The sequence below is a fragment of the Actinomadura miaoliensis genome (assembly GCF_039536785.1).
Lineage (GTDB): Bacteria > Actinomycetota > Actinomycetes > Streptosporangiales > Streptosporangiaceae > Spirillospora > Spirillospora miaoliensis.
This window is the reverse complement of the sequence record NZ_BAAAZG010000089.1, coordinates 20,500-45,348: the sequence shown is the minus strand read 5'-3', so window position 1 is coordinate 45,348 and position 24,849 is coordinate 20,500. Positions and strand designations below refer to the sequence as shown.

21 protein-coding genes and 1 pseudogene are annotated in these 24,849 nt (G+C 73.9%); 10 read left to right on the top strand and 12 right to left on the bottom strand.

Features of this window, described 5'->3' with window-relative positions; genetic code table 11:
- Together ABD811_RS43690 and ABD811_RS43685 are read right to left on the bottom strand one after the other, a co-directional pair.
- On the bottom strand, nt 1-2,614 hold a 2,614-nt coding region (locus ABD811_RS43690; RefSeq protein ID WP_344959696.1), incomplete at its 3' end, for an ATP-binding protein.
- Between the two features lie 43 nt (nt 2,615-2,657).
- Complete coding sequence (locus ABD811_RS43685; RefSeq protein ID WP_344959694.1) at nt 2,658-3,725, bottom strand: CaiB/BaiF CoA transferase family protein; 1,068 nt, start codon at nt 3,723-3,725, stop codon at nt 2,658-2,660.
- A 223-nt stretch (nt 3,726-3,948) separates the two neighbouring features.
- Between ABD811_RS43685 and ABD811_RS43680 the strand changes: the two genes are divergently transcribed.
- Nucleotides 3,949-7,017 (top strand): type 2 lanthipeptide synthetase LanM family protein, encoded by a 3,069-nt coding sequence (locus ABD811_RS43680; RefSeq protein WP_344959692.1) that lies wholly within the window; start codon nt 3,949-3,951, stop codon nt 7,015-7,017.
- Here ABD811_RS43680 and ABD811_RS43675 read toward each other — a convergent pair.
- Both ABD811_RS43675 and ABD811_RS43670 read right to left on the bottom strand, forming a co-directional pair.
- A complete protein-coding gene (locus ABD811_RS43675; protein ID WP_344959690.1) occupies nt 7,010-7,786 on the bottom strand; it encodes an AfsR/SARP family transcriptional regulator in 777 nt (258 codons plus the stop codon). The genes ABD811_RS43680 and ABD811_RS43675 overlap by 8 nt on opposite strands.
- A 124-nt stretch (nt 7,787-7,910) precedes the next feature.
- The gene (locus ABD811_RS43670; protein WP_344959688.1) at nt 7,911-8,771 is read right to left on the bottom strand and encodes a CPBP family glutamic-type intramembrane protease; all 861 of its coding nucleotides are present in this window, start codon (nt 8,769-8,771) and stop codon (nt 7,911-7,913) included.
- Between the two features lie 90 nt (nt 8,772-8,861).
- On the opposite strand from ABD811_RS43670, the gene ABD811_RS43665 reads away from it, so the two are divergent.
- Complete coding sequence (locus ABD811_RS43665; RefSeq protein WP_344959686.1) at nt 8,862-9,455, top strand: TetR/AcrR family transcriptional regulator; 594 nt, start codon at nt 8,862-8,864, stop codon at nt 9,453-9,455.
- Nucleotides 9,456-9,467: 12 nt separating this feature from the next.
- Here ABD811_RS43665 and ABD811_RS43660 read toward each other — a convergent pair whose 3' ends face one another.
- Nucleotides 9,468-10,238: an alpha/beta fold hydrolase gene (locus tag ABD811_RS43660; protein ID WP_344959684.1), complete on the bottom strand. Its 771-nt coding sequence runs from the start codon at nt 10,236-10,238 to the stop codon at nt 9,468-9,470.
- 137 nt (nt 10,239-10,375) lie between these two features.
- On the opposite strand from ABD811_RS43660, the gene ABD811_RS43655 reads away from it, so the two are divergent.
- Together ABD811_RS43655 and ABD811_RS43650 are read left to right on the top strand one after the other, a co-directional pair.
- Nucleotides 10,376-10,975 carry an RNA polymerase sigma factor gene (locus ABD811_RS43655; protein WP_344959682.1) on the top strand — a complete coding sequence of 200 codons (600 nt, stop codon included), beginning with the start codon at nt 10,376-10,378 and terminating at the stop codon, nt 10,973-10,975.
- A 2-nt stretch (nt 10,976-10,977) separates the two neighbouring features.
- Nucleotides 10,978-12,039, top strand: a complete 1,062-nt coding sequence (locus ABD811_RS43650; RefSeq protein WP_344959680.1) for a CU044_5270 family protein — start codon at nt 10,978-10,980, stop codon at nt 12,037-12,039.
- Nucleotides 12,040-12,402: 363 nt separating this feature from the next.
- Here the strand turns inward: ABD811_RS43650 and ABD811_RS43645 are convergent, their stop codons facing one another.
- Nucleotides 12,403-12,768 carry a MerR family transcriptional regulator gene (locus tag ABD811_RS43645; protein WP_344959678.1) on the bottom strand — a complete coding sequence of 122 codons (366 nt, stop codon included), beginning with the start codon at nt 12,766-12,768 and terminating at the stop codon, nt 12,403-12,405.
- Between the two features lie 54 nt (nt 12,769-12,822).
- Here ABD811_RS43645 and ABD811_RS43640 point away from each other — a divergent pair, with 54 nt between their 5' ends.
- From ABD811_RS43640 to ABD811_RS43615, 6 genes are all read left to right on the top strand, one after another.
- The gene (locus ABD811_RS43640) at nt 12,823-13,695 is read left to right on the top strand and encodes a polysaccharide deacetylase family protein (RefSeq protein ID WP_344959676.1); all 873 of its coding nucleotides are present in this window, start codon (nt 12,823-12,825) and stop codon (nt 13,693-13,695) included.
- 150 nt (nt 13,696-13,845) lie between these two features.
- Nucleotides 13,846-14,775, top strand: a complete 930-nt coding sequence (gene deoC, locus ABD811_RS43635) for a deoxyribose-phosphate aldolase (RefSeq protein WP_344959674.1) — start codon at nt 13,846-13,848, stop codon at nt 14,773-14,775.
- Nucleotides 14,776-14,779: 4 nt separating this feature from the next.
- A complete protein-coding gene (locus ABD811_RS43630; protein ID WP_344959672.1) occupies nt 14,780-16,213 on the top strand; it encodes an aldehyde dehydrogenase family protein in 1,434 nt (477 codons plus the stop codon).
- Entirely contained in the window at nt 16,206-17,063 is an 858-nt protein-coding gene (locus ABD811_RS43625) for an aldehyde dehydrogenase family protein (RefSeq protein WP_344959670.1), read from the top strand. The genes ABD811_RS43630 and ABD811_RS43625 overlap by 8 nt, the downstream gene beginning before the upstream one ends.
- A 107-nt stretch (nt 17,064-17,170) precedes the next feature.
- Entirely contained in the window at nt 17,171-18,382 is a 1,212-nt protein-coding gene (locus ABD811_RS43620; protein ID WP_344959668.1) for a hypothetical protein, read from the top strand.
- A gap of 135 nt (nt 18,383-18,517) precedes the next feature.
- On the top strand, nt 18,518-18,763 hold the full coding sequence (locus tag ABD811_RS43615) for a DUF2630 family protein (protein WP_344959666.1): 246 nt from the start codon (nt 18,518-18,520) through the stop codon (nt 18,761-18,763).
- Between the two features lie 74 nt (nt 18,764-18,837).
- On the opposite strand, the gene argS is transcribed toward ABD811_RS43615, so the two are convergent.
- The 6 genes and pseudogenes from argS to ABD811_RS43585 form a co-directional block, all read right to left on the bottom strand.
- Nucleotides 18,838-20,583 carry an arginine--tRNA ligase gene (gene argS, locus ABD811_RS43610; RefSeq protein WP_344959664.1) on the bottom strand — a complete coding sequence of 582 codons (1,746 nt, stop codon included), beginning with the start codon at nt 20,581-20,583 and terminating at the stop codon, nt 18,838-18,840.
- Between the two features lie 324 nt (nt 20,584-20,907).
- A pseudogene (plsX, locus tag ABD811_RS43605) lies at nt 20,908-21,975 on the bottom strand (phosphate acyltransferase PlsX); the annotation flags it as partial.
- 251 nt (nt 21,976-22,226) lie between these two features.
- Entirely contained in the window at nt 22,227-22,694 is a 468-nt protein-coding gene (locus ABD811_RS43600) for a hypothetical protein (RefSeq protein WP_344959662.1), read from the bottom strand.
- Nucleotides 22,695-22,775: 81 nt separating this feature from the next.
- Nucleotides 22,776-23,135 (bottom strand): hypothetical protein, encoded by a 360-nt coding sequence (locus ABD811_RS43595; RefSeq protein WP_344959659.1) that lies wholly within the window; start codon nt 23,133-23,135, stop codon nt 22,776-22,778.
- A complete protein-coding gene (locus ABD811_RS43590) occupies nt 23,123-24,019 on the bottom strand; it encodes an alpha/beta fold hydrolase (protein ID WP_344959657.1) in 897 nt (298 codons plus the stop codon). Before ABD811_RS43590 ends, ABD811_RS43595 begins: the two co-directional genes overlap by 13 nt.
- Nucleotides 24,016-24,735: a DUF998 domain-containing protein gene (locus tag ABD811_RS43585; protein WP_344959655.1), complete on the bottom strand. Its 720-nt coding sequence runs from the start codon at nt 24,733-24,735 to the stop codon at nt 24,016-24,018. Before ABD811_RS43585 ends, ABD811_RS43590 begins: the two co-directional genes overlap by 4 nt.
- Nucleotides 24,736-24,849 lie beyond the last annotated feature (114 nt).

Here is a 24,849-nt window from a genome sequence, read left to right as displayed (position 1 = left end):
GGTCGGCGGCGCGCCGCAGCCGTTCGGCCGCGCCCTCGCGGTCACCCGCGCCGACCGCGGCCTCCGCCGCGCACACCAGCGCCTCGGCCTGCGGATAGGGCCGCTTGATGGCCGCCCACGCCGCGGCCGCCTCGTCCCAGGCCCGGATGTCCTGGACGCCGCGTACGCGCGCCGCCTGCGCCAGGTAGGTCAGCCGCTCGGCCCGCTGCGCCGGGCCGCGCACGTCCAGCCCGGCCGCCCGCGCCTCGATCAGCGGGAACGCCGGTTCACCGTCCAGCAGCGCGTCCTCGCCCAGTTCGGCGCACGCGGCGGCGGCCAGCGTGAGGACGGGCCAGGCGTAGCGGGCGTCGTCCGGCAGGCCCACGTGCTCCAGCACCGGGACGACCGACTCCAGCGCCTCCCGGTGGCGGCCCTGCGCCAGCCGCAGCTTGGCCTGCAGGCGCAGCGTGGCGAACAGGTCCTGGGTCTTGCGCCACATCACCTCGCGCGCCGGTGCCAGCCTGGCCTCCGCCTCAGCCAGGTCGCCGCGCGCCAGGGCGATCTCGCCGGCGAGCACGAACAGGGAGGTGCGGATGGTCAGCGGCGGGTCCTTGTCGAGGGCCTGGCGCAGGACGGTGCGCGCCTCGTCCCAGCGGCCCAGCGACACCAGCGGCTCGGCCAGGTTGATGGCCAGGAACGTGCCCTTGGTCCGTGCCATGCCCAGTTCGCTGGCCTTCTCCATGCCGCGCCGGGCCACCTCGGCGGCCTCCTCGTGCTGCCCCGCGCCCTCCAGGAAGTGCGACCGGATGACCTCGATCCGCGTCAGCGGGGCGCTGCCGCCGGCCCGCCGCGCCGCGCGCTCGGCCGGCTCGGTCACGTCCACCCCGGCCGAGTAGTCGATGTCGACGCAGAACAGCGTGAGCAGCGCCTGCGCCTCGGCCGCCGGGTCCTGGATGCGGCGGGCGATCGCCAGCGACTCCTCGGCGGCGGCCTGGGCCTCCTCGGTGCCGTGCAGCAGCCGCCCGTACTGCGCGAGCGTGGACAGGGCGCGGGCCCGGTCGGGGCCCGGCGGGTCGGTGGGCAGCAGCCGCACCGCCTCCCGCAGGTCCTCGATGAACCCGGGACGCGCCAGCTCGTAGGACATGCGTCCGCGCAGCTCCAGCAGGCGGGCCCGCCGGATGTCGACGTCGTCGCCCCGCTCGGCCTCCAGCTTGCGCAGCGCGGAGGTGGCGAGCTTGATGCCCATCTCGTACTCGCCGGCCTGGTCGGCGGTGGTGACGGCCTGCTCCAGCACCTCGATGTGGCAGACGCCGATGCGTTCGGCGGCGTCCGGGACGCGGTCCCACAGCTCCAGCACCCGCGACAGCATGGACAGGCACTCGGCGTAGGCGACGGCCTTGCGGGTGTCGCCCGCGGCCCGCCACGCGCTGACCAGCGCCCACGTGGTGTCGTGCGCCCAGTACCAGTGGTGGCTCAGCTCCACCCACAGCCGGTCGGACGGGATGAGGCCCGGGTCGTCCTCCATCGCCTGCGCGTACCGCGAGTGCAGGCGGCTGTGCTCGCCGGGCAGCAGGTCGTCGTGGATGGCCTCGCGGATGAGCGCGTGCCGGAAGGCGTACCCGTCGCCGTCCACGACCAGCACGTTGGCGGCGACGGCGGGACGCAGCACGCGGGCCAGCCGGGCGTCGTCCAGGCCGGAGACGGCGGCGAGCAGGGCGTGCTCGATGCGGGTGCCGCCGCCGCTGGCGTCGCGCAGCACCTCCTGGGTCTCCTCGGGCAGCCGCTGCACGCTCACCAGCAGCAGGTCGCGCAGCGACTCGGGCAGCTCGGACGGCAGCGAGCCGTCGCTGTCGAGCAGCGCCTCGACGAACAGCGGGTTGCCCTCGCTGCGGGCGTGCAGGTCGTCGACGATCCGGGCGGGCGGCTCGTGCCCGAGGATCCCGGCGGCCAGCTCGGCGACGGCGGCGCGCGACAGCCGGGCCAGCTCGATCCGGCGGACGCGTTCGACCCGGTCCAGCTCGGCCAGCAGGCGGCGCAGCGGGTGGGTGCGGTGCAGCTCGTCGGCGCGGTAGGTGACGACGATCAGCAGCGGCGCGGTGCCGAGGTTGCGGATCAGGAACGACAGCAGGTCGCGGGTGGAGCGGTCGGCCCAGTGCGCGTCCTCCACGACCAGCACGACCGGGGCGCGCTCGGCCAGCCGCTCCAGCAGGGTCAGCACCAGCTCGAACAGCCGGGCGCGCTCCTCGCCGGTGGCCGCGTCGGTCTCCGGCTCGCCGAACTCGGGCAGCAGCCGGGCCAGGCCGGAGGTGTCGCGGCGCGGCAGCAGCTCGGCGACGCCGTCGATGCCGATGTCGCGCACCAGCTCGCGCAGCACGGTGGTGAACGGGGCGAACGGCAGGCCGTCGGAGCCCAGCTCCAGGCAGCCGCCCACCAGCAGCCGCGTCGGCGGCTCGCCCTGGGCGGCGGCACCGGTGCCGCACAGGCCGGCGGAGAACTCCTTGATCAGCCGGGTCTTGCCCAGCCCGGCCTCGCCGCCGAGCAGCACGGCGCCCGGCGCGTCGGCCAGGGCCTCCCGCAACCGTGCCAGCTCGGCCGACCGGCCCACCAGCACGGGACTCAACACGCGCGCGCTCACGCGCCCCAGCATGCCAGCCGGATATGACAAAACGGGATGAATTTCAGGGGGTGAGATCGGCGGTCGGCCCGGTCGCCCAGCCCTGGCCGCGGTGTTCGTCCAGCTCGGCGACCGGGCCGGGCGGCAGCGGCGGATGCGCGGCGGTGCGGACCGGGCTGCCCACCGTCCCGTCGGCGACGACGCCGCGTGACCGGAAATGGTCGTGCGCCATCATCTCCGCGCGGGTCAGCACCGGCGCGACGGGCGCCCCGGCCCGCGTCAGGCGCGCCACGGCGTCGTCGAACGGCAGTGCGGCCAGGGCGGCGGCCACGGCGTCGTCCAGTTCGCGGACGCGGGTGAGGCGTTCGGCGAACGGCGTGTCCGCGTGCTCGTCCAGACCGAGGGCCCGGCAGGTCGCGGCCCACAGCCGCTGTTCCGACACCACGCCCAGCGTCACCTTGCGGCCGTCCTTGGTCGCGTACACGCCGTATCCGGGGACGGGCGCCGTTCCCGTCGCGGCGGGACGGGTCGGGGAGGGGACGGTGCCGACCCAGTTGGCGAGCACGTCGGCCATGCCCAGGTCGATCCGGTCGCCGACGCCGGTGGCGCGGGCCCGCAGGCACGCCGCCGTGATCGCGAACGCGGCCATCGTGGCGGCCGCCATGTCGGCCACGGGCAGCTCGCCCGCGTCCGGGGACACCGCGTCCGGGGGCGTCGCCGCCGCGTACGCCCGGTAGTTGACGTCGTGACCGGGCACGTCGGACAGCGGCCCGCGCGCCCCGTACCCCGACAGCGAGCAGTAGACCAGTCGGGGATTGCGGGCCAGCAGCGTGTCGTGGCCGACGCCGAGGCGGTCGGCGACGCCGGGCCGGAACCCCTCGACGAACACCTCCGCCCCGTCCGCCAGCTCCAGGCAGCGGGCGCGGTCGCGGTCGTCCTTGAGGTTCAGCACGACGCTGCGTTTGCGCTGGTTGAGCAGGTCGAAGTGGGACCGGAAGGCGCGCATGGGCTCGCCGCCGGGCGGCTCCACCTTGATCACGTCGGCGCCGAGCTGGGCGAGCAGCTGCGTGGCGTAGGGGCCGGGCCGCCACATCGCCAGGTCCAGTACGCGCAGTCCGTCCAGCAGCGCCATGGGGACACCGTGCCGTGACATGCCCCGCGAAGTCAAGCGAGCGCTTGGTTGAGTGCCTCGGAAGTGGAAGCGATGTGAAGGCCGAGTGAAAGAGCCCGTTCCTAATCTGGATTTGCTTCTGCGAGGAAACGGTAAAGCGCTCCGGTGGGCACGGGGGCGACGCGCCCACCGCGACGCGCGGGCCGCCGCGCAGGCAGGCCCTGTGGAGCGGAGGACTCGGGGGATGGACCGCACCTATCCGCTGGACATCGCGGCACGCGCCGCCAACCTCTCCGAACGGGTGCAGGTGGTGTCCGTGCTGGGCACCGCCGACGCGGCCGACGGGGGTGACGACGAGCCGGACGAACGAGGCCGAAGACCCCCTCCGGACGCCTACGGCGTCTGGAGGCTCGAACGCCTCGCCGGCAGGCTCGCCGTCCGGCGGCCGGACGAGGAGGCGGCGGGGCGTGCCCGCTCCGTCCGGTACACGCGGCAGGCGCTCGTCGAGACGCTCACCGCCTACCGCCGCCACGAACGCGATCCCGGCGCCCGGACCGCCCGCGTCCTGCGCGAGCTGCACCACGCCTGGCTGCCCACCTACGAGGCCGCGCTGAACGGCGTCCACGAGGCCGGGCCCGCCACGTCCGACGCGAGCTGGCGCGCCTACGACGACTACTACGGCCGCCTGGCCACCGCGTGCGAACCGTTCCTGGCCGAGCTGGCGCGCCGCCTCACCGGCCTGCGCGGCGCCGGGATACCCGTGCGTCCCCGCGTGGTGGACGACTTCCAGCGCCACCTGCTGGAGCGCTTCGAGCCCGCGCTCGCCCGCGCCGTCGAGACCGACGCGCGCGTCCACCTCGACCTGCACAGCGGCCTGGACGCCGGCGACGCCGCCGACAACCTGGCCTACCTCGACAAGACCTTCGCCGACGCCGAGTCCTACCACCGCTTCTACCTGGACTTCCCGGTGCTGGGACGGTGGCTGGCGCACGTCACCGCGCTGCTGGCCGACCACGGCCGCCTGCTGCTGACCCGGCTGCGCGCCGACGCCGACGCGCTGGCGGAGACCCTGTTCGGCGGCCGCCGGATCACCGCGATCCGCTCGGTGCGGCCGGGGCTGTCGGGGCCGCACGCGGGGGCGCGGTCGGTCACGGTCGTGGAGGTCGAGCTCGGCGACGCCCGCGCCCACCTGGTCTACAAGCCGCGCTGCGTGCGGGCCGAGGCCGCCTATCAGGGGCTGCTCGCCCGGCTGCGCGACGACGGCGTGCTGGACTTCGCCGTGCGTCCCGTCCTGGCGCGCGACGGCTACGGCTACGAGGCGCTGATCCCGTCCGGCCGCGCCACGGTGCCCTGCCAGGCCGGGGCCGAACGCGTGCACCGCGAGTTCGGCGGCCACCTGGCGCTGTTCTACGTGCTCGGCGGCGAGCTGCGTCCCGGCACCGTCCTGGTCGCCGACGGCCACGCGCACGTCGCCGACTGCTCGACCGTGCTGGGCGCGTCGTCCCCCGAGGACACGGGCGCGTTCGGCACCCTCGTGGACTCGGTGCTCGGCCCCGCCCTGCTCGACTGGCCCACGACCGTCGACGTCCTGCCCGGCCTCATGCTCGACGACGCGCCCGTCCGCACCGCCGACCACACCGACGCGATCAAGGACGGTTTCTGCCGCGTCCACCGGTGGTTCGAGCAGTGGCCCGGCACCGCCGTCGAGTGCGTCACCGGGCTGTTCACCGGCAGCCGCGTCCGCGTGCACGACCGCGACCCCCGCGAGTACGCGGACCTGCTGCGCTCGGCCGGGCGGCCCCGGAGCCTGATGGACCCCCTCGAAGTCGACCTGCTGTTCGACGCCGTACGCGACCAGGCCGGCGAGGGGCCCCTCCCGGCCTGGGAACTGGCGTCGATGTGGCGGCTCGACGTGCCCCTGTTCGCGGTCGCGGCCGACGACGACCGCGTCACCCACGACCACCGGACACCGCTGGGCACGCGCCTGGCCGCCACGCCGCTCGACCGCGCGGCGGCGCGCATCCGGCGGCTGGCCCCGGGCGACCGCGCCCGGCAGGCCCGCTACATCGCCGCCGGGCTCGGCGCGCACGGCCGCCTCGGCGGCCTCGCCGGGTTCGCCTCGGGCGAGGTCACCGACCCCGACTTCGCCGCCGCGGCCGTCGACCACGCCGTCCGGATCGGCGAACGGCTGTGCGCGATGCTGCGCGAACCCGACGCGCCCGCCCCCTGGACGTCCTACCAGCGCACCCGCGACGGCAAGGTCGAGGTCGACGTGGAGGGCGACCTGTACCTGGGGACGGCGGGCATCGCCCTGTTCCTGGCCTACCTGAACGAGGAAAGCCCCCAGCCGCGGTTCCGGGAGGCGGCACGGCGAGCGCTCCAGCACGCGGCCGGGCAGTGCGGCCGCCGCGGCGTCGGCGCGTTCACCGGGACGGGCGGCCTGGTCTACGCGCTCACCCACCTGTACGCGCTGTGGGACGACCTCGCCCTGCTCAACCTGGCCGTCCGCCTCAGCCGCGACATCGCCGACCGGATCGACCGCGACCGGCACCTGGACGTGCTCGGCGGCGCGGCCGGGATCATCCCCGTGATGCTCGGCCTGGCCCGCGTCACCGGCGGCACCGCCGGCCTCGACGTCGCCCACCGCTGCGCCGACCACCTGCTGCGGCAGGCGCGGGCCGACCGCGGCACCCTCTGCTGGCCGCGGCCCGACCGTCCCGGCGCCCACCCCGGCCTGACCGGCTTCGCCCACGGCGCGGGCGGCATCGGCTGGGCCCTGATCGCCCTCGGCGCCGGCACCGACGGGGCGGAGTACATCGAGGCCGGCCGCCGCGCCTTCGCCTACGAGGCGCGCCGCTTCGACGAGGCCGCGCGGGACGGCGACGACCCGCGCGGCAGGCCACGTCACGGCAACGCCTGGTGCAACGGCGCCGCGGGCACCGGCCTCAGCCGCATCCACAGCTGGGACCTGCTGGGCCGCGACGACGAATCGCTGCTGGACGAGGCGCACCGGGCCGTCTCGGCGACGATGCGCGACTTCCCCCGCCTGATGAACGACTCGCTGTGCCACGGCCGCTGCGGCAACGCAGAGCTGCTCCTGCGCTACGCCGAGCTGCGTGACCGGCCCGCGTTCCGGCTGGAGGCCGACGTCCAGGTGCAGACCCAGTGGCAGAACCCCGGCCCGGAAGGCGACGGCTTCTTCCCCGGCCTCATGCTCGGCCTGTCCGGCCACGGCATGCACTTCCTGCGTCTGGCGCACCCCGACCGGATCCCGTCCGTCCTGCTGCTCGACCCGCCGCCCGGCCTCACATAGCCGCCAGCTCGGGGTCGTCGCGCAGGATAGCCAGCTGGAGCCGGCGCAGCTCGCGGCCCGGCTCGACGCCCAGCTCCCGGCGCAGCCGCTCGCGGACGCTCGCGTACGCCTGGAGGGCCTCGGCCTGCCGTCCGCACCGGTACAGCGCCAGCATGAGCTGCCCCCAGAACCGCTCGTGGAACGGGTGGCGGCGGATCAGCGCGCGCAGCTCGCCGATGAGCTCGCCGTGCCGTCCCAGCGCCAGATCGAGGGCGTTGCTGCGCTCGACCGCGCGCAGCCACTGCTCGGTCAGCTTGGGCACGACCTCGCGGTGCAGCGACTCCGACGGCACGTCCGCCAGCGGCGGCCCCCGCCAGATCGACAGCGCCTCGGCCAGCGCGGCCGACTCGCCCGCCGGGTCACCGCGCCACGCCGCCGACCGCGCGTCCCGCAGCAGCTCCTGGAACCGCAGGTGGTCCAGGCGGTGTGGGGGCGCGGCGATGCCGTATCCGGCGGCCGTGGTGCGGATCATCGCGGACGCCGTGGGCTCGCCCCGGTCGAGCGTGTGCCGCAGCCGCGTCAGGCAGGTGTGCAGCGCCCCGCGGGCGTGCCGCGGCCGGTGCCGTCCCCAGACCCGCTCGACCAGCTCGTCCACGGGGACGATCTCGTTGGCGTCCACCAGCAGCGAGGCCAGCAACATCCGCTGCCGTCCCGCCGGCACCCGCACCGGCCGGTCGCCCACGGTGACCTCCAGCGGCCCCAGGATGTGGAAGCGCGACTCGTGCGTCAATGATCCACTTTCACCGAGTGTGTCCGTGACTCCGCCCGTCCCGGAGAACACCCAGCAACCTAGCCACTCTCCTCACTCTCTGTAATGAGACTGGCGGGTCATGAATACCTCACCCCGCGGGCGGTCACTCGGGTGCGCGCTCGCGCCATCCGATCCGCCGTCCGGTCAGCCGGAACAACGCGGTGGCCAGCAGCAGGTAGCCCGGGACGAGCAGAACGGCGTCCGGCGTGGTCAGTTCGGCGGACCACCCGGCGTCGCGGTCCTCCCCGTACAGCGTCACACGGTTGACGGTCAGGAACGTCAGGTGCAGGCCGATCGCAGTCCACAGCGATCCCGTGGTGATCCTCGCGGTGAGCAGCGCGCTTCCGAAGACCGTCAGCAGGATCAGGTACGAGACGGGATCCTCGCCGGGCGGTGCCAGGCCGGGCCGTGTCACCGGCCCGCCGAGCAGGGCGGACACCGCCGCCTGGACGACGCCGGCGACCCCGGGCGTCACCAGGAACAGCACCACCGTGCCGGCGAACGCCGCCCGCCGGCGGAAACGCGCGTTGAGAGTGCGGTAGGCGTAGCCGCGCAGGGTCAGCTCCTCCGGAAGCGCCTCCAACGCCAGCGCGATCACCGCGTTCACCGCCATGTAGGCGACCAGCCGGGGCCAGTCGAGCGCGCCCCAGCGCACCCAGCCCGCGGCGGTGCCCAGCCCGAACATCGCGGCGGCCGACCCCGCGGTGATCAGCACGCCCTTGGCGAACGCGCGCACGCTCTCGGCGCGTCCGGTCAGGCCCAGCCCGTCCAGGGGGAGCCGGTCGACGCGGCGGCGCAGGAACCAGATCAGCGGCACGGCGATGGCGCAGCACACCACGGCGGTCAGCAGCTGCCGGCCGGTGCCGTCGAGTCCCAGACGCTCGTGGGCGGTGTCGCCCACCGCGCCCGCCGTGCCCAGCGCGGCGGCCATGGCGAGCATGCCGAGCGCGGCCCGTCCGATCACGGCGGGGACGGGACGCAGCGGGACGTGCCCCCTCGGAGCAGCAGCGATGGTTTTTTTCGGCCACATGGCCGAAAAAAGTACCATGGTCGGGTGCCGAAGATCGTCGACCACGAGGAACGCCGGCGCCGGCTCGCCCTGGCCGTCTGGCAGGTGGTGCGCGAACGCGGCGTCGAGGGCGCGTCACTGCGGAACGTCGCGCGGCAGGCGGGCTGGTCGCACAGCTCCGTCCAGCACTACTTCTCCAGCCAGGGGGAACTGCTCGACTTCGCCATGCGGGTCATCTTCGACGCCACCGAGCGCAGGCTCGACGCCCACGAACCGCCCGACGATCCCCGCGAGGCCGCGCGCGCCCTGCTGGAGCTGCTGCTGCCGCTGGACGCGCAGGCCCGCACGGCCAACGAGGTATGGGTGGCGTTCCTGTCACGGGCGCTGGTGGACGCGGGAGCGCGCAGGCTCAACGCCGAAGGTGACCAGTACCTGGCCGACCTGTTCCGCGCCACCCTGCGCGACCTGGCCGACGCCGGTCACCTCGCCCCCGGCACCGACGTCGACCTGGAGGCCGACCGCCTGCACGCCCTGTTCGACGGCCTGTGCCTGCACGCCGTCACCGCGCCCGACCGCATGCCCCCCGCCCGCGTCCGCGAACTCTACGAACACCACCTGAACACACTGATCCGCCCGTGACGGCTCCTGCTTCTAGCGGAGGAAGGCGGCGACCGCGGGTGCCACCGCGTCCGCCGGCGCGTCGTGGCCCTGGCCCTCCAGAACGGTGAGCCGCCCGTCCGGCAGCAGGTCGACCAGCCGGTCGGCGGTGTCGCGGAAGAACCGCGGGCTGGCCCCGCCGGCGATGACCAGGGTCGGAACGCCGATCTTCCGCACGCGGTCCGCCGGGACGGCGCCGTCTCCCATGATCTCGAAGTCGTAGGGCATCGTCGGGGCCACCGCGAGCATCCCCGGGTCGCCGCTCACGCCTTCGACCATCTCCGGCGGCATGCCCGAGGCCGTCAGGAACAGCTCTATCGCCTCGCGGCGGCGGCCGTCCGCGACGGCCTGCCGCACGCCCTCGGCGAGCCGCCGGGCGCCTTGCCTGTCGTCCTCGTCGTCCGACCCGTACGGCGGCTCGTGCAGCACGAGCCGGGTGATCGGCAGCCCGGCCGCGGCCGCCTCCAGGGCCAGCCCCGCCCCGGACGAGATCCCGTACACCGCCGCCGCGCCCCCGGCCATCTCGATCAGCGCGGCCAGATCGTCGATCTCCCGCGCCACGGCGTACGGCGCCGTGTCCCCGCTGTCACCCCGTCCCCGGCGGTCGTAGTTGATCACCGTGAACTCCCCGGCGAGCCGCTCGGCCAGCGCGGCCGTCGTGCCCCGGACGCAGAACATCCCGCCCACCAGGATCACCGCGGGCCCCTGACCCAGCCGATCGAACGCGATCCGCGTCCCGTCCGCCGAACGCACGAAACTCGTCATGACATCCCTCCAGTCGCAAGGACAGACCGCGCGCCCACCGGAAACTCATCGGCCGAAGGAGGGAACCCGTTCGCGGAGATCGGCCGAGTACCGGGTGACACCCACCCGAAGGGATCTCCAATGAACGGACCTGGTACATGTTGACCTCGCCGTCCGAGACGGGGCCGGCCGGCTCCGCCGAACCGGTGACCGACGCGGTGCTGCTGGAACAGTCGCTCCGGCTGCCCGAGCGCTTCGCGGAACTGTTCGACCGGCACGGCGACGAGATCCACGGTTACGTCTCCCGCCGCCTCGGCCCCGAAAAGGCGGAGGACGTCGTCGCCGAGACCTTCCTGACGGCGTTCCGCAAACGCGCGACGTACGACCTGTCGCGGTGCGACGCGCGTCCCTGGCTCTACGGCATCGCGACGCGGGCGCTGCGCGAGCACCGGCGCGCCGAGGCCCGCCGCAACCGCGCCCTCGCCCGCTCGGCGCCCCAGGGGGCGACCGAGTCGTTCGACGAACGCAGCGCGGCCCGCGTGACCGCCCAGGCCCTGCAGCCCAGGCTCGCCGCCGCGCTCACCAGGCTCTCCGCGGCCGACCGCGACCTGCTGCTGCTGATCGCCTGGGCGGAGCTGACCTACGACGAGGCCGCCCAGGCCCTCGGCGTCCCGGTCGGCACGGTCAGGTCCCGCCTGCACCGCATCCGCAAGAAGATCCGCCGCGCGTTCGGCGGCACCGACCCCATGGAGGCGTGAGCATGAACACCGACGAGATCACCGTCTTCCGCGCGGGACGCCCGGACGCCCCGCCGTACGACCGCATGGCCAAGGCCCGCCTGCGCGCCCGCCTCCTCAACGCGCCGTCCGAACCCGTCCGGTCGCCCGTCCGCCGCCGGCGCGTCCTGATCGGCGGCGTGCTGGCCGGCGCGGTCGCCGTCGCCGGCGGCATCGTCGTCAGCCAGGGCGGCGACCCGGCGGGCGGCGGCGGGACCGTCGCGCTGCGCGAGGTCTCCACCCCCGGGGACCTGGCCCACAACGCCGCCCTGGTGGCGGCCACCGAAAAGGTGCGTCCCACCCGCTGGGCCTACCTGAAGACCGTTCTCGCGCCGACCCAGGAAGGCGGCGGCTCCCCCCTGTTCGGCCGCCCGGCGAAGACCAAGACTCAGGAGATGTGGCGCCGCACCGACGACAAGCAGTTCGCCTTCATCGATCAGGGGAGGCTCCGGATCGCCAACGGCCCGAAGACGCTTCCCGGCGGCGGGGTCCCGAGGGACTACCCGCACCTGTTGTCCCTGCCGACCCAGCCCGCGGCCCTGCTCGCCCAGGTCTACAAGACGATCGACGCCGAGTACGCCGAGCGCCTCGCCGAGTGGAGCAAGCCGATCCCCGAGAACCTCCCGAAGAAGACGCGCGAAAAATACGCGCAGATGAAGAAGGTCAAGCCGGCCCCGCCGACGCCCGAGGAGCGCAACGCCAGGGCGTTCGACATCCTCACGCTCTACATGCGTGACGCCGTGCTGCCGCAGAAGATCCAGGCCGCCCTGTACGGCGCCATGGCGAAGATCCCCGGCGTCCGCTACGAGGCCAGGGCCGCCGACCTCGCCGACCGCGCGGGCGTCACCCTCTACCGCGTCGAGAACGGCTATCTGCGCAGGGAGATCTTCGTGGACCGGAAGACCTACGCCTACATGGGCTTCCGCGTCATCGCAGTGAAGGACCACCGGGAGACCGGCCTGCTACCCGTCAGGCGGGGCCAGATCATCGGCTGGGGCGCCCTGACCCGAGGCGCCTTCGTCGCCAAGCCCGGCGACCGATCCTGACGCCATTCCCCGCATGCATGCCCCCCACGAGCCGCATGCATGCGGGGAATCCTGCGCGGCCCGCGGTCGCCCTAGTCGGCGAGCGAAGGCCGGATGGGCGACCTTTCGGATCAACCCATCTACACGACCGTCCGAATATCGGCCACCGCTCAGCGCTCGTTCGAGGTCTCGGCATCCTCGTAGGGAAGGAACCTGCCGCTGTCGATGGTGTAACCGCCTGCGATGACCTCGTCACCGAACACGTAGTCGTGACGGACCCGGTAACGCATGCCGTCGGATACGTGCAGGGCGTCGCCGCTGCGAGCTTGACGTCACCCTATGACGTCGAGGGGGTTCGTGTGTGACGTCGTGTGGTCGCCGGGTCTAGGAGTGGTGTTGCGCCGCGGTGTCGATGACCTGGTCGAGGATCTCGCGGGAGTTGGTGAGTTCGTTGATCATGCGGTCGATGCGGTCGCGTTCGGCGATCAGGTCGGTGACGAGGCGGGGAGTGGCGATCTCGGAGGGGCCGCCGTCCGCGTCGCGCATGCAGGGGAGCAGTTCGGCGATCTTCTTGCTGTGCAGGCCCGCGGCGAACAGCTCCTGGATGCGGATGACCCGGTCGACCGCCTGTTCGGGGTAGTCGCGCTGACCGCCGGAGGTGCGGTCGGGGACCAGCAGGCCCTGCTGCTCGTAGTAGCGCAGGGAGCGTGTGCTCACGCCGGTGCGCCGGGCGAGTTCGCCGATCCGCATGTGAGGCCTCCCGGGCTTGAACTTCACATCAATGTCAAGTTTTACCGTACCGGCATGGCGAACAACGAGCTCTACGACTACAGCCCGATCACCGAGCGTCCGTCCATCAGCTGGCCCGGCGGCAAGAAGGTCGCCTTCTACGTCGGTCTCAACGTCGAGCACTTCCTGATCGACCGTCCGTCCACCAGCATCTGGCCGGGGACGGCGGACCTGGTTCCCGACGCGCTCAACTTCGGATGGCGCGACTACGGGGTCCGGGTGGGCATCTGGCGGATGGCGGAGAGCATGGACCGGCACGGCGTCCGGGCGAGCGTGCTGCTGAACTCCGACGTCGTCCACCACTATCCGCAGATCATCAAGGCCGGGGTGGAGCGGGACTGGGCCTGGCTGGCGCACGGGCGCACCAACTCGGTCCTGCACACTGGGATGGACCTCGAGGAGGAGCGCCGGGTCCTCACCGAGATCGTCGACACCATCGCGGAGGGGACGGGACGGCGGCCGAAGGGCTGGATGGGCCCGGGGCTGACCGAGACGTTCAACACGCCCGCGCTGCTCGCCGAGCTGGGCCTGAGCTACGTGCTCGACTGGACGAACGACGACCAGCCCTACCCGCTGAGGGTGCCCGGCGTGATCAGCGTCCCGTACACGGTCGAGCTCAACGACCTCATGCTGTTCGGCAACGGCACCACCGGGCCGCAGTTCCTGCAGATCGTCAAGGACCAGTACGAGCAGTTGCGCGCCGACTCCGAGCACAGCGGACGGGTGATGGCGCTGGCCGTGCACCCCTTCGCGATCGGTCAGGCGTTCCGGGCCAAGTATTTCGACCAGGCGCTGGAGTACCTGGCGGCGCAGCCGGACGTCTGGCTGACCACCAGTGACGAGATCGCCGAGCACTACCGCCGCACCGTGCTCGGCGAGGGCGAATAGCGGGAGCCCTCGCCGACCCCGCGCCTGCCGATGGCGGCGGGCTCAGCCGTGCCGCCGTCCGGTGGTCGGTGAGGGCGCGCGGCCGGGGGCGGAGCCGTTCGGAGGCGGGTCCGTTTTGTGCAGGTGGGTCGCGTAGGCGATGCTGGGGGCGTGTCAACGGAGACTGTTGCCGGTGCGGCGGAGCTGCGCGACTTCCTGCACGGCCTGCCCGGAGTGGACCAGGTCGGCGTGGAGGAGCGGGCCGCGCGCCTGGCCACGCGTTCGATCAAGACGTCCGCCAAGGCGCAGGCCATCGACGCGGCGATCGCGATGGTGGACCTGACGACGCTGGAGGGCGCCGACACCCCGGGCAAGGTGCGGGCGCTGTGCGCCAAGGCGCTGCGGCCCGACCCCGACGACCCTGACGTGCCCCGGGTGGCCGCCGTCTGCGTCTACTCCGACCTGGTCGGGGTGGCCGTGGAGGCGCTGAGGGGCAGCGACGTGAAGGTCGCCAGCGTCGCGACGTCGTTCCCGTCCGGGCGGGCGCCGCTGGCGGCCAAGCTCGCCGACACCCGGGCCGCGGTCGAGGCGGGCGCCGACGAGATCGACATGGTGATCGACCGGGGCGCGTTCCTCGCGGGCGACTACGGCAAGGTGTTCGACGAGATCGCCGCGGTCAGGGAAGCGTGCGGGGACGCGCACCTGAAGGTCATCCTGGAGACCGGCGAGCTGGTCACCTACGACAACGTGCGGCGCGCGTCCTGGCTGGCGATGCGGGCGGGCGCGGACTTCATCAAGACCTCCACGGGCAAGGTGTCGCCCGCGGCGACGCTGCCGGTGACGCTGGTGATGCTGGAGGCGGTGCGCGACTTCCGCGCCGCCACGGGACGGCAGGTCGGGGTGAAGCCGGCGGGCGGCATCCGCACCACCAAGGACGCGATCCGGCACCTGGTGCTGGTCAACGAGACCGCCGGGCCGGACTGGCTGACCCCCGAGTGGTTCCGCATCGGCGCGTCCAGCCTGCTCAACGACCTGCTGATGCAGCGGCGCAAGCTGGCCGACGGCGTGTACCAGGGCCCCGACTACTTCACCGTGGACTGACGTGATGAACTTCGACTACGCGCCCGCGCCCGAGTCCGCCTCGATCGTCGACATCCGTCCGTCGTACGGGCTGTTCGTCGACGGCGAGTTCACCGATCCGGCGGACGGACGATCGTTCAAGTCGGTGAACCCGGCCACCGAGGAGGTGCTGGCCGAGGTCGCCGAGGCGGGCGCCGAGGACGTGAACCGGGCCGTGGCCGCCGCGCGCGCCGCCTACGAGAACGTCTGGGGCCCCATGCCGGGCCGGGAACGCGCCAAGTACCTGTACCGGATCGCCCGGCTCATCCAGGAGCGGTCGCGCGAGCTGGCCGTCCTGGAGTCGATCGACAACGGCAAGCCCATCCGCGAGTCGCGGGACGTGGACCTGCCGCTGGTCGCGGCGCACTTCTTCTACCACGCCGGCTGGGCCGACAAGCTCTCCTACGCGGGGTACGGGCCCGACCCGCGGCCGCTGGGCGTGGCCGCGCAGGTGATCCCGTGGAACTTCCCGCTGCTGATGCTGGCCTGGAAGATCGCCCCGGCGCTGGCGTGCGGGAACACCGTCGTGCTCAAGCCCGCCGAGACGACCCCGCTGACCGCGCTGGTGTTCGCCGAGATCTGCCGGCAGGCGGACCTGCCGAAGGGCGTGGTCAACATCGTCACCGGCGCGGGCGAGACGGGACGGCTGCTCGTCGAGCACGACGGCGTCGACAAGGTGGCGTTCACCGGGTCGACCGAGGTCGGCAAGCAGATCGCGCGGTCGGTGGCCGGGACGCGCAAGAAGCTCACGCTGGAACTGGGCGGCAAGGCCGCCAACGTGGTGTTCGACGACGCGCCGCTCGACCAGGCGGTGGAGGGCGTCGTCAACGGGATCTTCTTCAACCAGGGGCACGTGTGCTGCGCCGGGTCCCGGCTGCTGGTGCAGGAGTCGGTCGCCGAGGAGCTGCTCGACCGGCTGAAGACGCGGATGGCCACGCTGCGCGTCGGCGACCCGCTGGACAAGAACACCGACGTCGGCGCCATCAACTCGGCCGCGCAGCTGGAGAAGATCCGGATGCTGTCGGAGGTCGGTGAGCGGGAGGGCGCGCAGCGCTGGTCCCCGCCGTGCGAGCTGCCGGACCGCGGCTACTGGTTCGCCCCCACGCTGTTCACCGGCGTCGCGCAGTCGCACCGCATCGCCCGCGAGGAGATCTTCGGGCCGGTGCTGTCGGTGCTGACGTTCCGCACCCCCGACGAGGCCGTCGCCAAGGCCAACAACACCCCCTACGGGCTGTCGGCCGGGGTCTGGACGGAGAAGGGCTCGCGCATCCTGTGGATGGCCGAGAGGCTGCGCGCCGGGGTCGTGTGGGCCAACACGTTCAACAAGTTCGATCCGACGTCGCCGTTCGGCGGCTACAAGGAATCCGGGTTCGGCCGCGAGGGCGGGCGGCACGGGCTGGAGGCGTACCTCGATGTCTGAGCAGAGGCTGGCCGTTCGTAAGACCTACAAGCTGTTCGTCGGGGGAGCCTTCCCCCGGTCCGAGTCCGGCAGGACCTACCCCGTGAACGACGCCAAGGGCCGTTTCCTGGCCAACGCCTCCCAGGCTTCGCGCAAGGACGTGCGGGACGCGGTGAGCGCCGCCCGCAAGGCGTTCGGCGGCTGGTCGGGGCGCACCCCCTACAACCGGGGGCAGATCCTCTACCGCGTCGCCGAGATGCTGGAGGGACGGCACGCGCAGTTCGTCGACGAGCTGCGCGCCGCCGGGCTCGGCAAGAACGCGGCGGCCGACGAGGTGGACGCCGCCGTCGACCGCTGGGTGTGGTACGCGGGCTGGGCCGACAAGCTCGGCGCCGTCGCCGGGTCGGCCAACCCCGTCGCCGGGCCGTACTTCAACTTCTCCACGCCCGAACCCACCGGCGTGGTCGGCGTGGTCGCGCCCGACTCGCCGCTGCTGGGGCTGGTGTCGGTCGTCGCGCCGGTCATCGTGTCCGGCAACACGTGCGTGGTGGTCGCGTCCGAGCCGGCGCCGCTGCCCGCCGTCACGCTGGCCGAGGTGCTGGCGACGTCCGACCTGCCCGGCGGCGTCGTCAACATCCTCACCGGACGGCGCGCCGAGCTCGCGCCGTGGCTGGCCTCGCACCTGGACGTCAACGCGCTCGACCTCGCCGGCGTCCCGGACGAGGACGTGGCGCCGCTGGAGGAGGCCGCCGCGGGCAACCTCAAGCGCGTGCTGCGCCCCACCGGCGCCGACTGGACGGGCGACCCGGGCACGCGGCGCCTGACCGCGTTCCTGGAAACCAAGACGGTGTGGCATCCGGTGGGTGTCTGACGCGTTTGAGCTGGGCATTCTCGGAGAGTGTGCAAGCGGACGGTGTGTAGAGCCCGACCAACAGTGGAATAGTCCCCCCACAACTGATCATCACGGGGGGTAGATCAGTGGCTACCAGAACCGCATCGCGTACGACGTCGAGCCGAGGTACGGCCGGTCGTACGAAGAGCGCCGCCAAGAGCGCCACGAAGAGCGCGACCAGTGCGGCCAAAAGCGCGACGCGCGGCGCGACCAAGCGTGCGAGCGCCGCCACGGGCGCCGCCAAGGGAGCGGCGAAGACCGCCGCGAAGACGGCGGCCAAGGGCGCGGCCGCGGGCAAGCGCACCAGTGCCGCGCGCACCACCACCGCGTCGCGGACCACCGCCACGGCCCGGCGGAGCACCGGCACGACCACCGCGCGGCGCGGCACCACGTCGCGGTCCACCGGCACCACTCGGCGGACCACGACGGCGCGCAAGCCGGCGACGTCCCGGGCGACGACGTCCCGGGCGACGACGTCGCGCGGCGCCGGCACGACCGGCGCCAGCCGCACGCAGACCGCGGCCGCCAACAAGGTGACCCAGGCCGCGACGCAGGCCAAGTCGGCGGCCACCCAGATGAAGTCGGTGGCGTCCAAGGCGTCCTCGTCGGCCAAGGCCATGACCGCCATGACCAAGGCGATGACGACCGCGACGAAGGCGATGGCCGACGCCGCCAGGGCGATGAGCTCCGCGGCCACGGCCATCACCAAGGTCAAGCCGCCGACGTCCGCCGGGACGACGACCGGACGCCGGTCCACCACGTCCAAGACGGGCACCACGGCCGCCGGGCGTTCGCGCAGCACGACCACCGGACGCACGACGACCGGACGCTCGACGACGGGACGTTCGACGACGGGACGTTCGACGACGGGACGCACCACCAGCGGACGCGGCACGACCGGACGCGCCACGACCTCGCGCGCCAAGGCCGCGACCACCGGCACCCGGCGGGGCACGACCGGCACCACGACCGCACGCCGGTCGACGACCTCGTCGCGCGCCGCGGGCACGACCCGCAAGACGGCGGGCACGTCCAAGGCGGCCACGACGCGCCGCACCGCGACCGCCGCCAAGCCGCGCGCGACCCGTGCCCGGTCGACCACCGCCGCGGGCGAGCAGGCCGCGCCCGAGCGGCCCGCCGAGGAGACGACGCAGACGACGCAGACCCCGGCGCCCGAACAGCAGGCGCCGCACGTCGAGCCGAAGTCCGACCTGGGCCTGCCGCACTCCACGACCACCGACGGAGGGTTCCTGTCCGGGCTGTCCGGCGGTGGGGGCGGCTCGCAAGAGGGTGCCTGACCGGCGGCGTCGCCCCGTCTCGCCGTTCCGCGCGACGCGTCGCGGCACGGCCCGCGCAACGTGCCGCGAACGCCTCGCGGCACGGGCCCGCGGGACGGGGCTTCGCCGCCGCTCCACACCCGGGGCGGAGATCCCATGGACGAGAAGGCCATCTTCGAGCGCATCGGCGACTACGTCGCCGAGGAGCAGCGGCTGCGCGAGCGGTACCAGCGACGGGAACTGAGCGGGGCCGAGGAGCACCAGCGCCTCCGGGAACTGGAGGTCGCCCTCGACCAGTGCTGGGACCTGCTGCGCCAGCGCCGGGCCCGCCGGGCGGCGGGCCAGAACCCCGACGACGCCGAGCCGCGCCCGGCCGGCGAGGTCGAGAACTACCTGCAGTAGGGCACCTGCGGCAGGACGACCCGGCGGGCCGCCGGACGCGCGCCCGGCGCGGCGTCACATGCGCTCGCGCGGTGTCACATGCGCTCGGGGGTGGGCACTCCGAGCAGGTGAAGGCCGGTCTCCAGGGTGCGCAGGGTCGCCGCGCACAGCGCCAGCCGCGACGCCTTGGTCTCCTCGTCGGGCGCCTGCAGGACGGGGCAGTTCTCGTAGAACGAGGTGTAGGCGTCCGCCACCGAGAACACGTAGGCGGCCAGCTTGTGCGGCTCGGCCGACTCACCGGCCTGCGCGACGGCCGCGCCGAAGCCCAGCAGCCGCAGCGCCAGCGCCCGCTCGGCCGGGTGCCCGATCTTGACGGGACCGGTGGCGGTGTCGGGGTCCACGCCGCCCCTGCGGAAGATCGACCGGATCCGCGCGGCCGCGTACTGCAGGTACGGGCCGGTGTTGCCCTTGAAGGCGATCATCCGGTCGAAGTCGAAGACGTACTCGCTGTCGCGGGCCACCGACAGGTCGGCGTACTTGACCGCGCCGATGCCGACCGCCTCGACGATCTCCGCCCGGGTGGCCTCGTCGAACGCCTCCTCGTGCGGCACCTCGTCGAACGCCCGGCCGGCCCGCTCGACGGCCTCGTCGAGCAGTTCGGCCAGCTTGACGGTGCCGCCCGCCCGGGTGCGCAGGATCTTGCCGTCGGTGCCCAGCACGTTGCCGATCTGGGCGTGCTCGGCCCGCACCTCCTCGTTCAGCCAGCCCGCCATCCGGGCCACCGCGAACACCATCTGGAAGTGCAGCGCCTGCGGCGCGCCCACCACGTAGATCATCCGGTCGGCGTGCTCGACGTCCACCCGGTACCGGACGGTGGCCAGGTCGGAGGTGGAGTAGTTGTAGCCGCCGTCCCGCTTGCGGATGATCACCGGCAGCGGCTCGCCGTCCCGGCCGGTGAACCCGGGCGGGAACGCGCACAGCGCGCCGTCGCTGAGCGCGGCGATGCCCTTGTCCTCCAGCTCCTGGACGGTCGGGCCGAGCATGTCGTTGTAGAAGCTCTCGCCCTTGATGTCGTCGTCGCTCAGCGTCACCCCGAGCCGCGCGTAGACGGAGTTGAAGTAGCGCTTGGAGACGTCCACCAGGATCTGCCACAGCCGCAGCGTCTCGGGGTCGCCCGCCTGCAGCTCGACCACCCGCTGCCGCGACCGCTCGGCGAACGCCGGGTCGCCGTCGAACTTCTGCCGCGCGGCCTGGTAGAACGCGGTCAGGTCCGACACCGACGAGTCGTCGCGCGCCGCCGCGTCCTCGCCCAGGTCGAGCAGGTGCTCGATGAGCATGCCGAACGGGGTGCCCCAGTCGCCGACGTGGTTGTCGCGGACGACGTGGTGCCCGAGGAACTCCAGGATGCGGGCGATGGAGTCGCCCACGATCGTGGTGCGCAGGTGCCCGACGTGCATCTCCTTGGCCACGTTCGGCGAGGAGTACTCGACGATCACCTTCTGCGGCGACTCGACCGGCGGCACCGCCAGCCGCTCGTCGGCCAGCACCCGGCCGGTCTGCTCGGCGATCCAGGTGTCGCTGAGCGTCAGGTTGATGAAGCCCGGCCCGCTGACCTCGACCTTGGCGATGACGTCGCCGGTGTCCAGGTGCGCCACGATCTCGTCGGCCAGCTCTCGCGGCTTGCGCCCCACCTTCTTGGCCAGCGCCAGGGCGGCGTTGGCCTGCAGGTCGGCGAACTGCGACGGCCGGATGACCGGGTCGGCGTCCGCGTGGGACGGCCCGAGGACGGCGGCGAGCGCGTCCCGGACCCGGGCGGCGAGGACGAGTTGTGGATCGGGCATGGCCCAAGGTTATCGGGGGCGCCCCCATGCCCCGGTAACGAATTCCGGGGCTCGGCGGCGTCAGCCGGCGGGTCAGGTGCCCGCGGGCGGCTCCTGCCCTTCGGCGACGAGTTCCGGTCGCTCGGCGGGCTCGGCCGCCGCTAACTCGGCCGGGGGCGGCGGGTTCTCCTCGTCGGGAGCCCTCTCCGGCTGCTTCGGGGGAGCCTCGGCGGCGCCTTCGCCGGGGGCGGGAGGCTCCGCGGACGGCTCGGCGGGGGCCGCCTCGGCGGCCCTGTCCTTCTCGGCTGCCTTGTCCTTCTCGCCGGCCCGGTCGTCGCGGTCGCCGTGCGTCCAGCGGCCGAACCGGGACGTGCGGGTCGCCGCGACCTGCTCGCGAACCTTCTCCACGATGCGTCCGGCGGCCAGGTCGTGGGCGAGCGCGCAGGCCGAGGCGATGGCGCGCGCGTGGGAGGCGCCGTGCGCGATGACCACCGTGCCGTTCAGGCCGAGCAGCACCCCGCCGCCGTAGGTCTCCGAGTCGAACCGCTCGCGCAGGCCGAGCAGGCGGCGGCGCTGCAGCAGCGCGCCCACCCGGGCGGTGCGGGTGGCGGTGAGCGCCGAGCGGACCTCGGCGGAGGCCATCCGCATGGCGCCCTCCAGGGTCTTCAGCGCCACGTTGCCGGTGAACCCGTCGGTGACCACGACGTCCACGGCGCCGCTCAGCAGGCCGTCGCCCTCCACGTTCCCGGTGAACTCGATGCCGGGCTGGCCCCCGGCCAGCAGCTCGTACGCCCGCTTGGTGACCTTGTCGCCCTTGCCCGGCTCGGCGCCGATGTTCAGCAGCCCCACCCGGGGACGCGCCAGGCCGAGCCGCACCTGCGCGTAGGCGGTGCCGAACGCGGCGAACTGCACCAGCGTCTCGGGCTTGACGTCGGCGGTGGCGCCCGCGTCCAGCAGCACGGTGGGGCGCGGGCGGGTGGGCAGCGTCACCGCGATCGCCGGGCGCATCACGCCCTGCTGGCCCTTGAGCCGCAGCCGCGCGGTGGCCACCACGCCCGCGGTGGTGCCCGCCGACACCAGCGCCGACGCCCGGCCCTGCTTGACCAGGTGGCAGGCGATCGCCACCGACGAGCGCGGTTTGCGCCAGCTGGCCAGCGCGCCCTCGTCCATGCTGAGCGCCTCGTCGGCGTGCACGATCGGGATGCGCCCGGCCATGCCGAGCCGGTCCAGCCGGGCCCGGATCCGCGGCGCCTGCCCGACCAGCACCAGCCGGACCCCGTGCTCGCGCACCGCCGCCACCGCACCCGTGATGATCTCGTCGGGGCCGTGGTCGCCGCCCATGGTGTCCACCGCGACCGGGGCGGGCCCTGCCCGCCGCGCCGTGCGGTGCGACGGCTCGGCTCGGCCGGTCATGTGGGGCTCCAGGGTGTCTCCAGAGCGGGCTCCAGGCGTGTGCGGGCGTCTCCCGGGCGTCTCCCCGGCGCCGTGCGGGGGAGACCGACGGGTGCTGCGGCGCCGCCCCGATGCCGGACGGCGATGACGGCAGCTCATCGCATGGTAGGCCGTCCGCCCGGATGCCGTGACCGCCGGGTCGCCTCCGGGCGCCGCCGTGTCGCGCTCGCGGCGCGGCTTCCGGGCGGGGGCCGGGCGGGTCCCGGTACGGGTCAGCCGCCGGTCGTGCGGCAGTCCTCGCCCAGGCAGGAGCTGTTCTGCACCAGCGGACGCCCGTCCACCAGGATCGTGAAGTAGTTCTGCCGCGTGTGGTCGTCGCCGGTGCCGATGACCTGCACCGCCCTGCGGTCGCCGGTGACGCCCTCGCAGCCGACCCGCAACCGCTCCTCGGTCCAGCCGGGGATGTCGCGGCAGCGCAGCACGCCGTGCAGGGTGACGCCGCGGGCCCGCAGCTCGTCGGCGGCGGTCCGCGGCAGGGCCCGGCGAAGCTCGTCCTGGCTCCCGTACCGCGGCCCTCCGCGGCCGGCGAGCGCCAGGTAGACGACGCCCGTGACCACGCCCGCCACCGCCAGGGCGGCGATCCCGACGACCAAGGCTCTGACCCGCGTGATCTTCACGGCTGTGACGTCACCCGGCGGCGGCCGGGCATGCCGGGCCGCGCCGAGATTTTCCCTGATCATGCGGTGTCCTTGCGGGTTCATCGCCGTCACCGCGTGCGCCCGCCGCGCCGATGTGCAAGCCGCCCGGCGCGCGGCGGCCGGTCAGGTGCAGGCGCGGCCCAGGCAGTCGGCGGTCATCAGGTTCCGCCCGCCGACGGTGATGACGTAGCGCTCGCGTGGACGCCGGGTGTCGGCCTCGGTGGCGACGCCCGTCACCACGACGGGCGCCCCCTCGGCCGTACGGCCCGTGCAGCGGATGCGCATCACCGACTCGGGCCCGCCCTGCGGCGTGGCGCACGACAGGCGTCCCTGGAGGCGGACGCCGCGTTCGTCCAGCTCGACGGCGGCGCCGTCGGCCACGGCGTTGCGGTAGGCGCCCTCGGAGATGCGCTTCATCACGTCGCAGCCGCTGAGCGTCAGCACCAGCAGCGCGGCCGGCAGGACGGCGCTCAGCCGCCGCACGCGCGGTCCTCTGGGGCGGCCCCGGCGGTGCCCTCGGGCCCCGTCACCTCGGCGACCGCGGCGGCGACGGCGTCCGGCTCGTCGATCATCAGCATGTGCCGGGCGTCGCGGAACACCACCTGGCGTCCGTGCGGGCTCATCGCGGCCAGCTCCTCATGGGTTCTCCTCCACTGCTCGGCGCGGCGGCGGGTGCGCTGGTCGCCGAGCGCGGTCAACACCACCAGCGGGACGGGCGGGAAGGGACGGCGGCGGCGCAGCCGGTGCAGGTCGAGGGCCATCTCCCGGTAGGCGAGGTTCTCGGCCAGCACCGTGCCGGCCACCGTTCCCCGCCCGTACACCCGCCTGATCAGGGTCGGGGACGCCACGTCGCCGCGGCGGCTGGTGCGGCGCAGCACCAGCCGGCGCCCCGCCGGGCCGACGATCCCGGCGAGCCGCGTGGCGTCCAGCAGCCGGGCCAGCGCCGTGGTCAGCGGGGTCAGCGCGGCGGCCTTGCGGAGCCGCACGCGCGGGTCGCGTTCGGCGCTCGGGTCGACCAGCACCAGCCCGGCGACCAGGTCCGGACGCAGCCGGGCCAGCGCCTCGGCGGGGAAGGCGGCCATCGAGTGCGCCACCGGCACCACCGGCGTCCCGGCCGCCTCGGCCAGGTCCTCCAGGATCCGCAGGTCGCGGCGCAGGCTGGGCGGCGCGTGCCCGGCCGGGCTGAGGCCGAGGCCGGGACGGTCGAACGCGATCGTCCGGTGCCGTCCGGCGAGCAGGTCGACCACCCGCGTCCAGTCGAACCAGGCCCCGCCGAGCCCGGTCGTCAGCAGCGCGACCGGGCCGTCGGCGGGGCCGCGCGCGACCACGTGGACCTGCTCGCCTCCCGCGTACTCGACCCTGCTCACAGCGCCGCCCCCTCCGGTGCCGGGGATTCGGCGGGGCGCCGGGCGGCGCGCCGTTCCTGGGCCAGCGCCCACGTGACGGCCAGCAGCCCCAGCACCAGCACGGCGATCTGGCCGCGCTGGATGATCCCGAGCCACCGGCCCTCCACCATCGCCGCCATGGTCGCCAGCGCGAGCAGCGTCTCGACGGCCGCCAGCGGCAGGCCCCACCGGGCCAGCGCGGGCCAGCGCCCGTACCGGCGGGCGGCGATCGCCAGCGCCGCCAGCGCCGCCACCCCGAAGGTGATCACCAGGCTGCTGGTGACGGCGTGGAACTCGTGCGAGAACGACACGTTGCCGGACCGTTCGCGCAGCGCGCACCCCGACTCCAGGCTGGGCGCGCAGTCCAGCGGGAACACCGCGTCGCCGATGGCGCACAGCCCGAACAGGGCCAGCAGGATCCAGCCGGTGACGGCCCAGCGCAGCCCCCACGTGGCGCGCAGCGCGACGAGCGCCACGATGATCGTCAGTACGCCCGTGGCGAAATCCCCGCCGCTGTAGACGGAGTGGTACGGCTGGTCCACGGCCGACAGCTCGCTGACGTAGCTGTTGACCACGTCGATGTCGGGACTGAGGAGATGTTCCAGCAGGAAGGTGCTGTAGGTGACGGCCGCCAGGCCGGCCAGTGGCACGGCGACGGCCGGCACGCCCTGGTCGCGGTCGCGCTCCGGTGCGTCCACGTGCCCCCCTTTGTGTCGGCACGGTATCCGCGGCTGTGACGTTGCCCAGCATAGGGACGCCGGGGCCCGCGCTTTTGCACGACCCGTTATCGATCATGCATCGGACGACTACGT

What these genes read in the sequence shown, in the direction of transcription:
- ABD811_RS43685 (WP_344959694.1), bottom strand. Translation starts at nt 3,725, where the DNA reads ATGGCGCTGCTGGACGGACTGCGCGTACTGGACCTGGCGATGTGGCGG.
- ABD811_RS43680 (WP_344959692.1), top strand. Translation starts at nt 3,949, where the DNA reads ATGGACCGCACCTATCCGCTGGACATCGCGGCACGCGCCGCCAACCTC.
- ABD811_RS43660 (WP_344959684.1), bottom strand. Translation starts at nt 10,238, where the DNA reads ATGACGAGTTTCGTGCGTTCGGCGGACGGGACGCGGATCGCGTTCGAT.
- ABD811_RS43655 (WP_344959682.1), top strand. Translation starts at nt 10,376, where the DNA reads ATGTTGACCTCGCCGTCCGAGACGGGGCCGGCCGGCTCCGCCGAACCG.
- ABD811_RS43650 (WP_344959680.1), top strand. Translation starts at nt 10,978, where the DNA reads ATGAACACCGACGAGATCACCGTCTTCCGCGCGGGACGCCCGGACGCC.
- ABD811_RS43645 (WP_344959678.1), bottom strand. Translation starts at nt 12,768, where the DNA reads ATGCGGATCGGCGAACTCGCCCGGCGCACCGGCGTGAGCACACGCTCC.
- ABD811_RS43640 (WP_344959676.1), top strand. Translation starts at nt 12,823, where the DNA reads ATGGCGAACAACGAGCTCTACGACTACAGCCCGATCACCGAGCGTCCG.
- ABD811_RS43630 (WP_344959672.1), top strand. Translation starts at nt 14,780, where the DNA reads ATGAACTTCGACTACGCGCCCGCGCCCGAGTCCGCCTCGATCGTCGAC.
- ABD811_RS43625 (WP_344959670.1), top strand. Translation starts at nt 16,206, where the DNA reads ATGTCTGAGCAGAGGCTGGCCGTTCGTAAGACCTACAAGCTGTTCGTC.
- ABD811_RS43615 (WP_344959666.1), top strand. Translation starts at nt 18,518, where the DNA reads ATGGACGAGAAGGCCATCTTCGAGCGCATCGGCGACTACGTCGCCGAG.
- argS (WP_344959664.1), bottom strand. Translation starts at nt 20,583, where the DNA reads ATGCCCGATCCACAACTCGTCCTCGCCGCCCGGGTCCGGGACGCGCTC.
- ABD811_RS43600 (WP_344959662.1), bottom strand. Translation starts at nt 22,694, where the DNA reads ATGATCAGGGAAAATCTCGGCGCGGCCCGGCATGCCCGGCCGCCGCCG.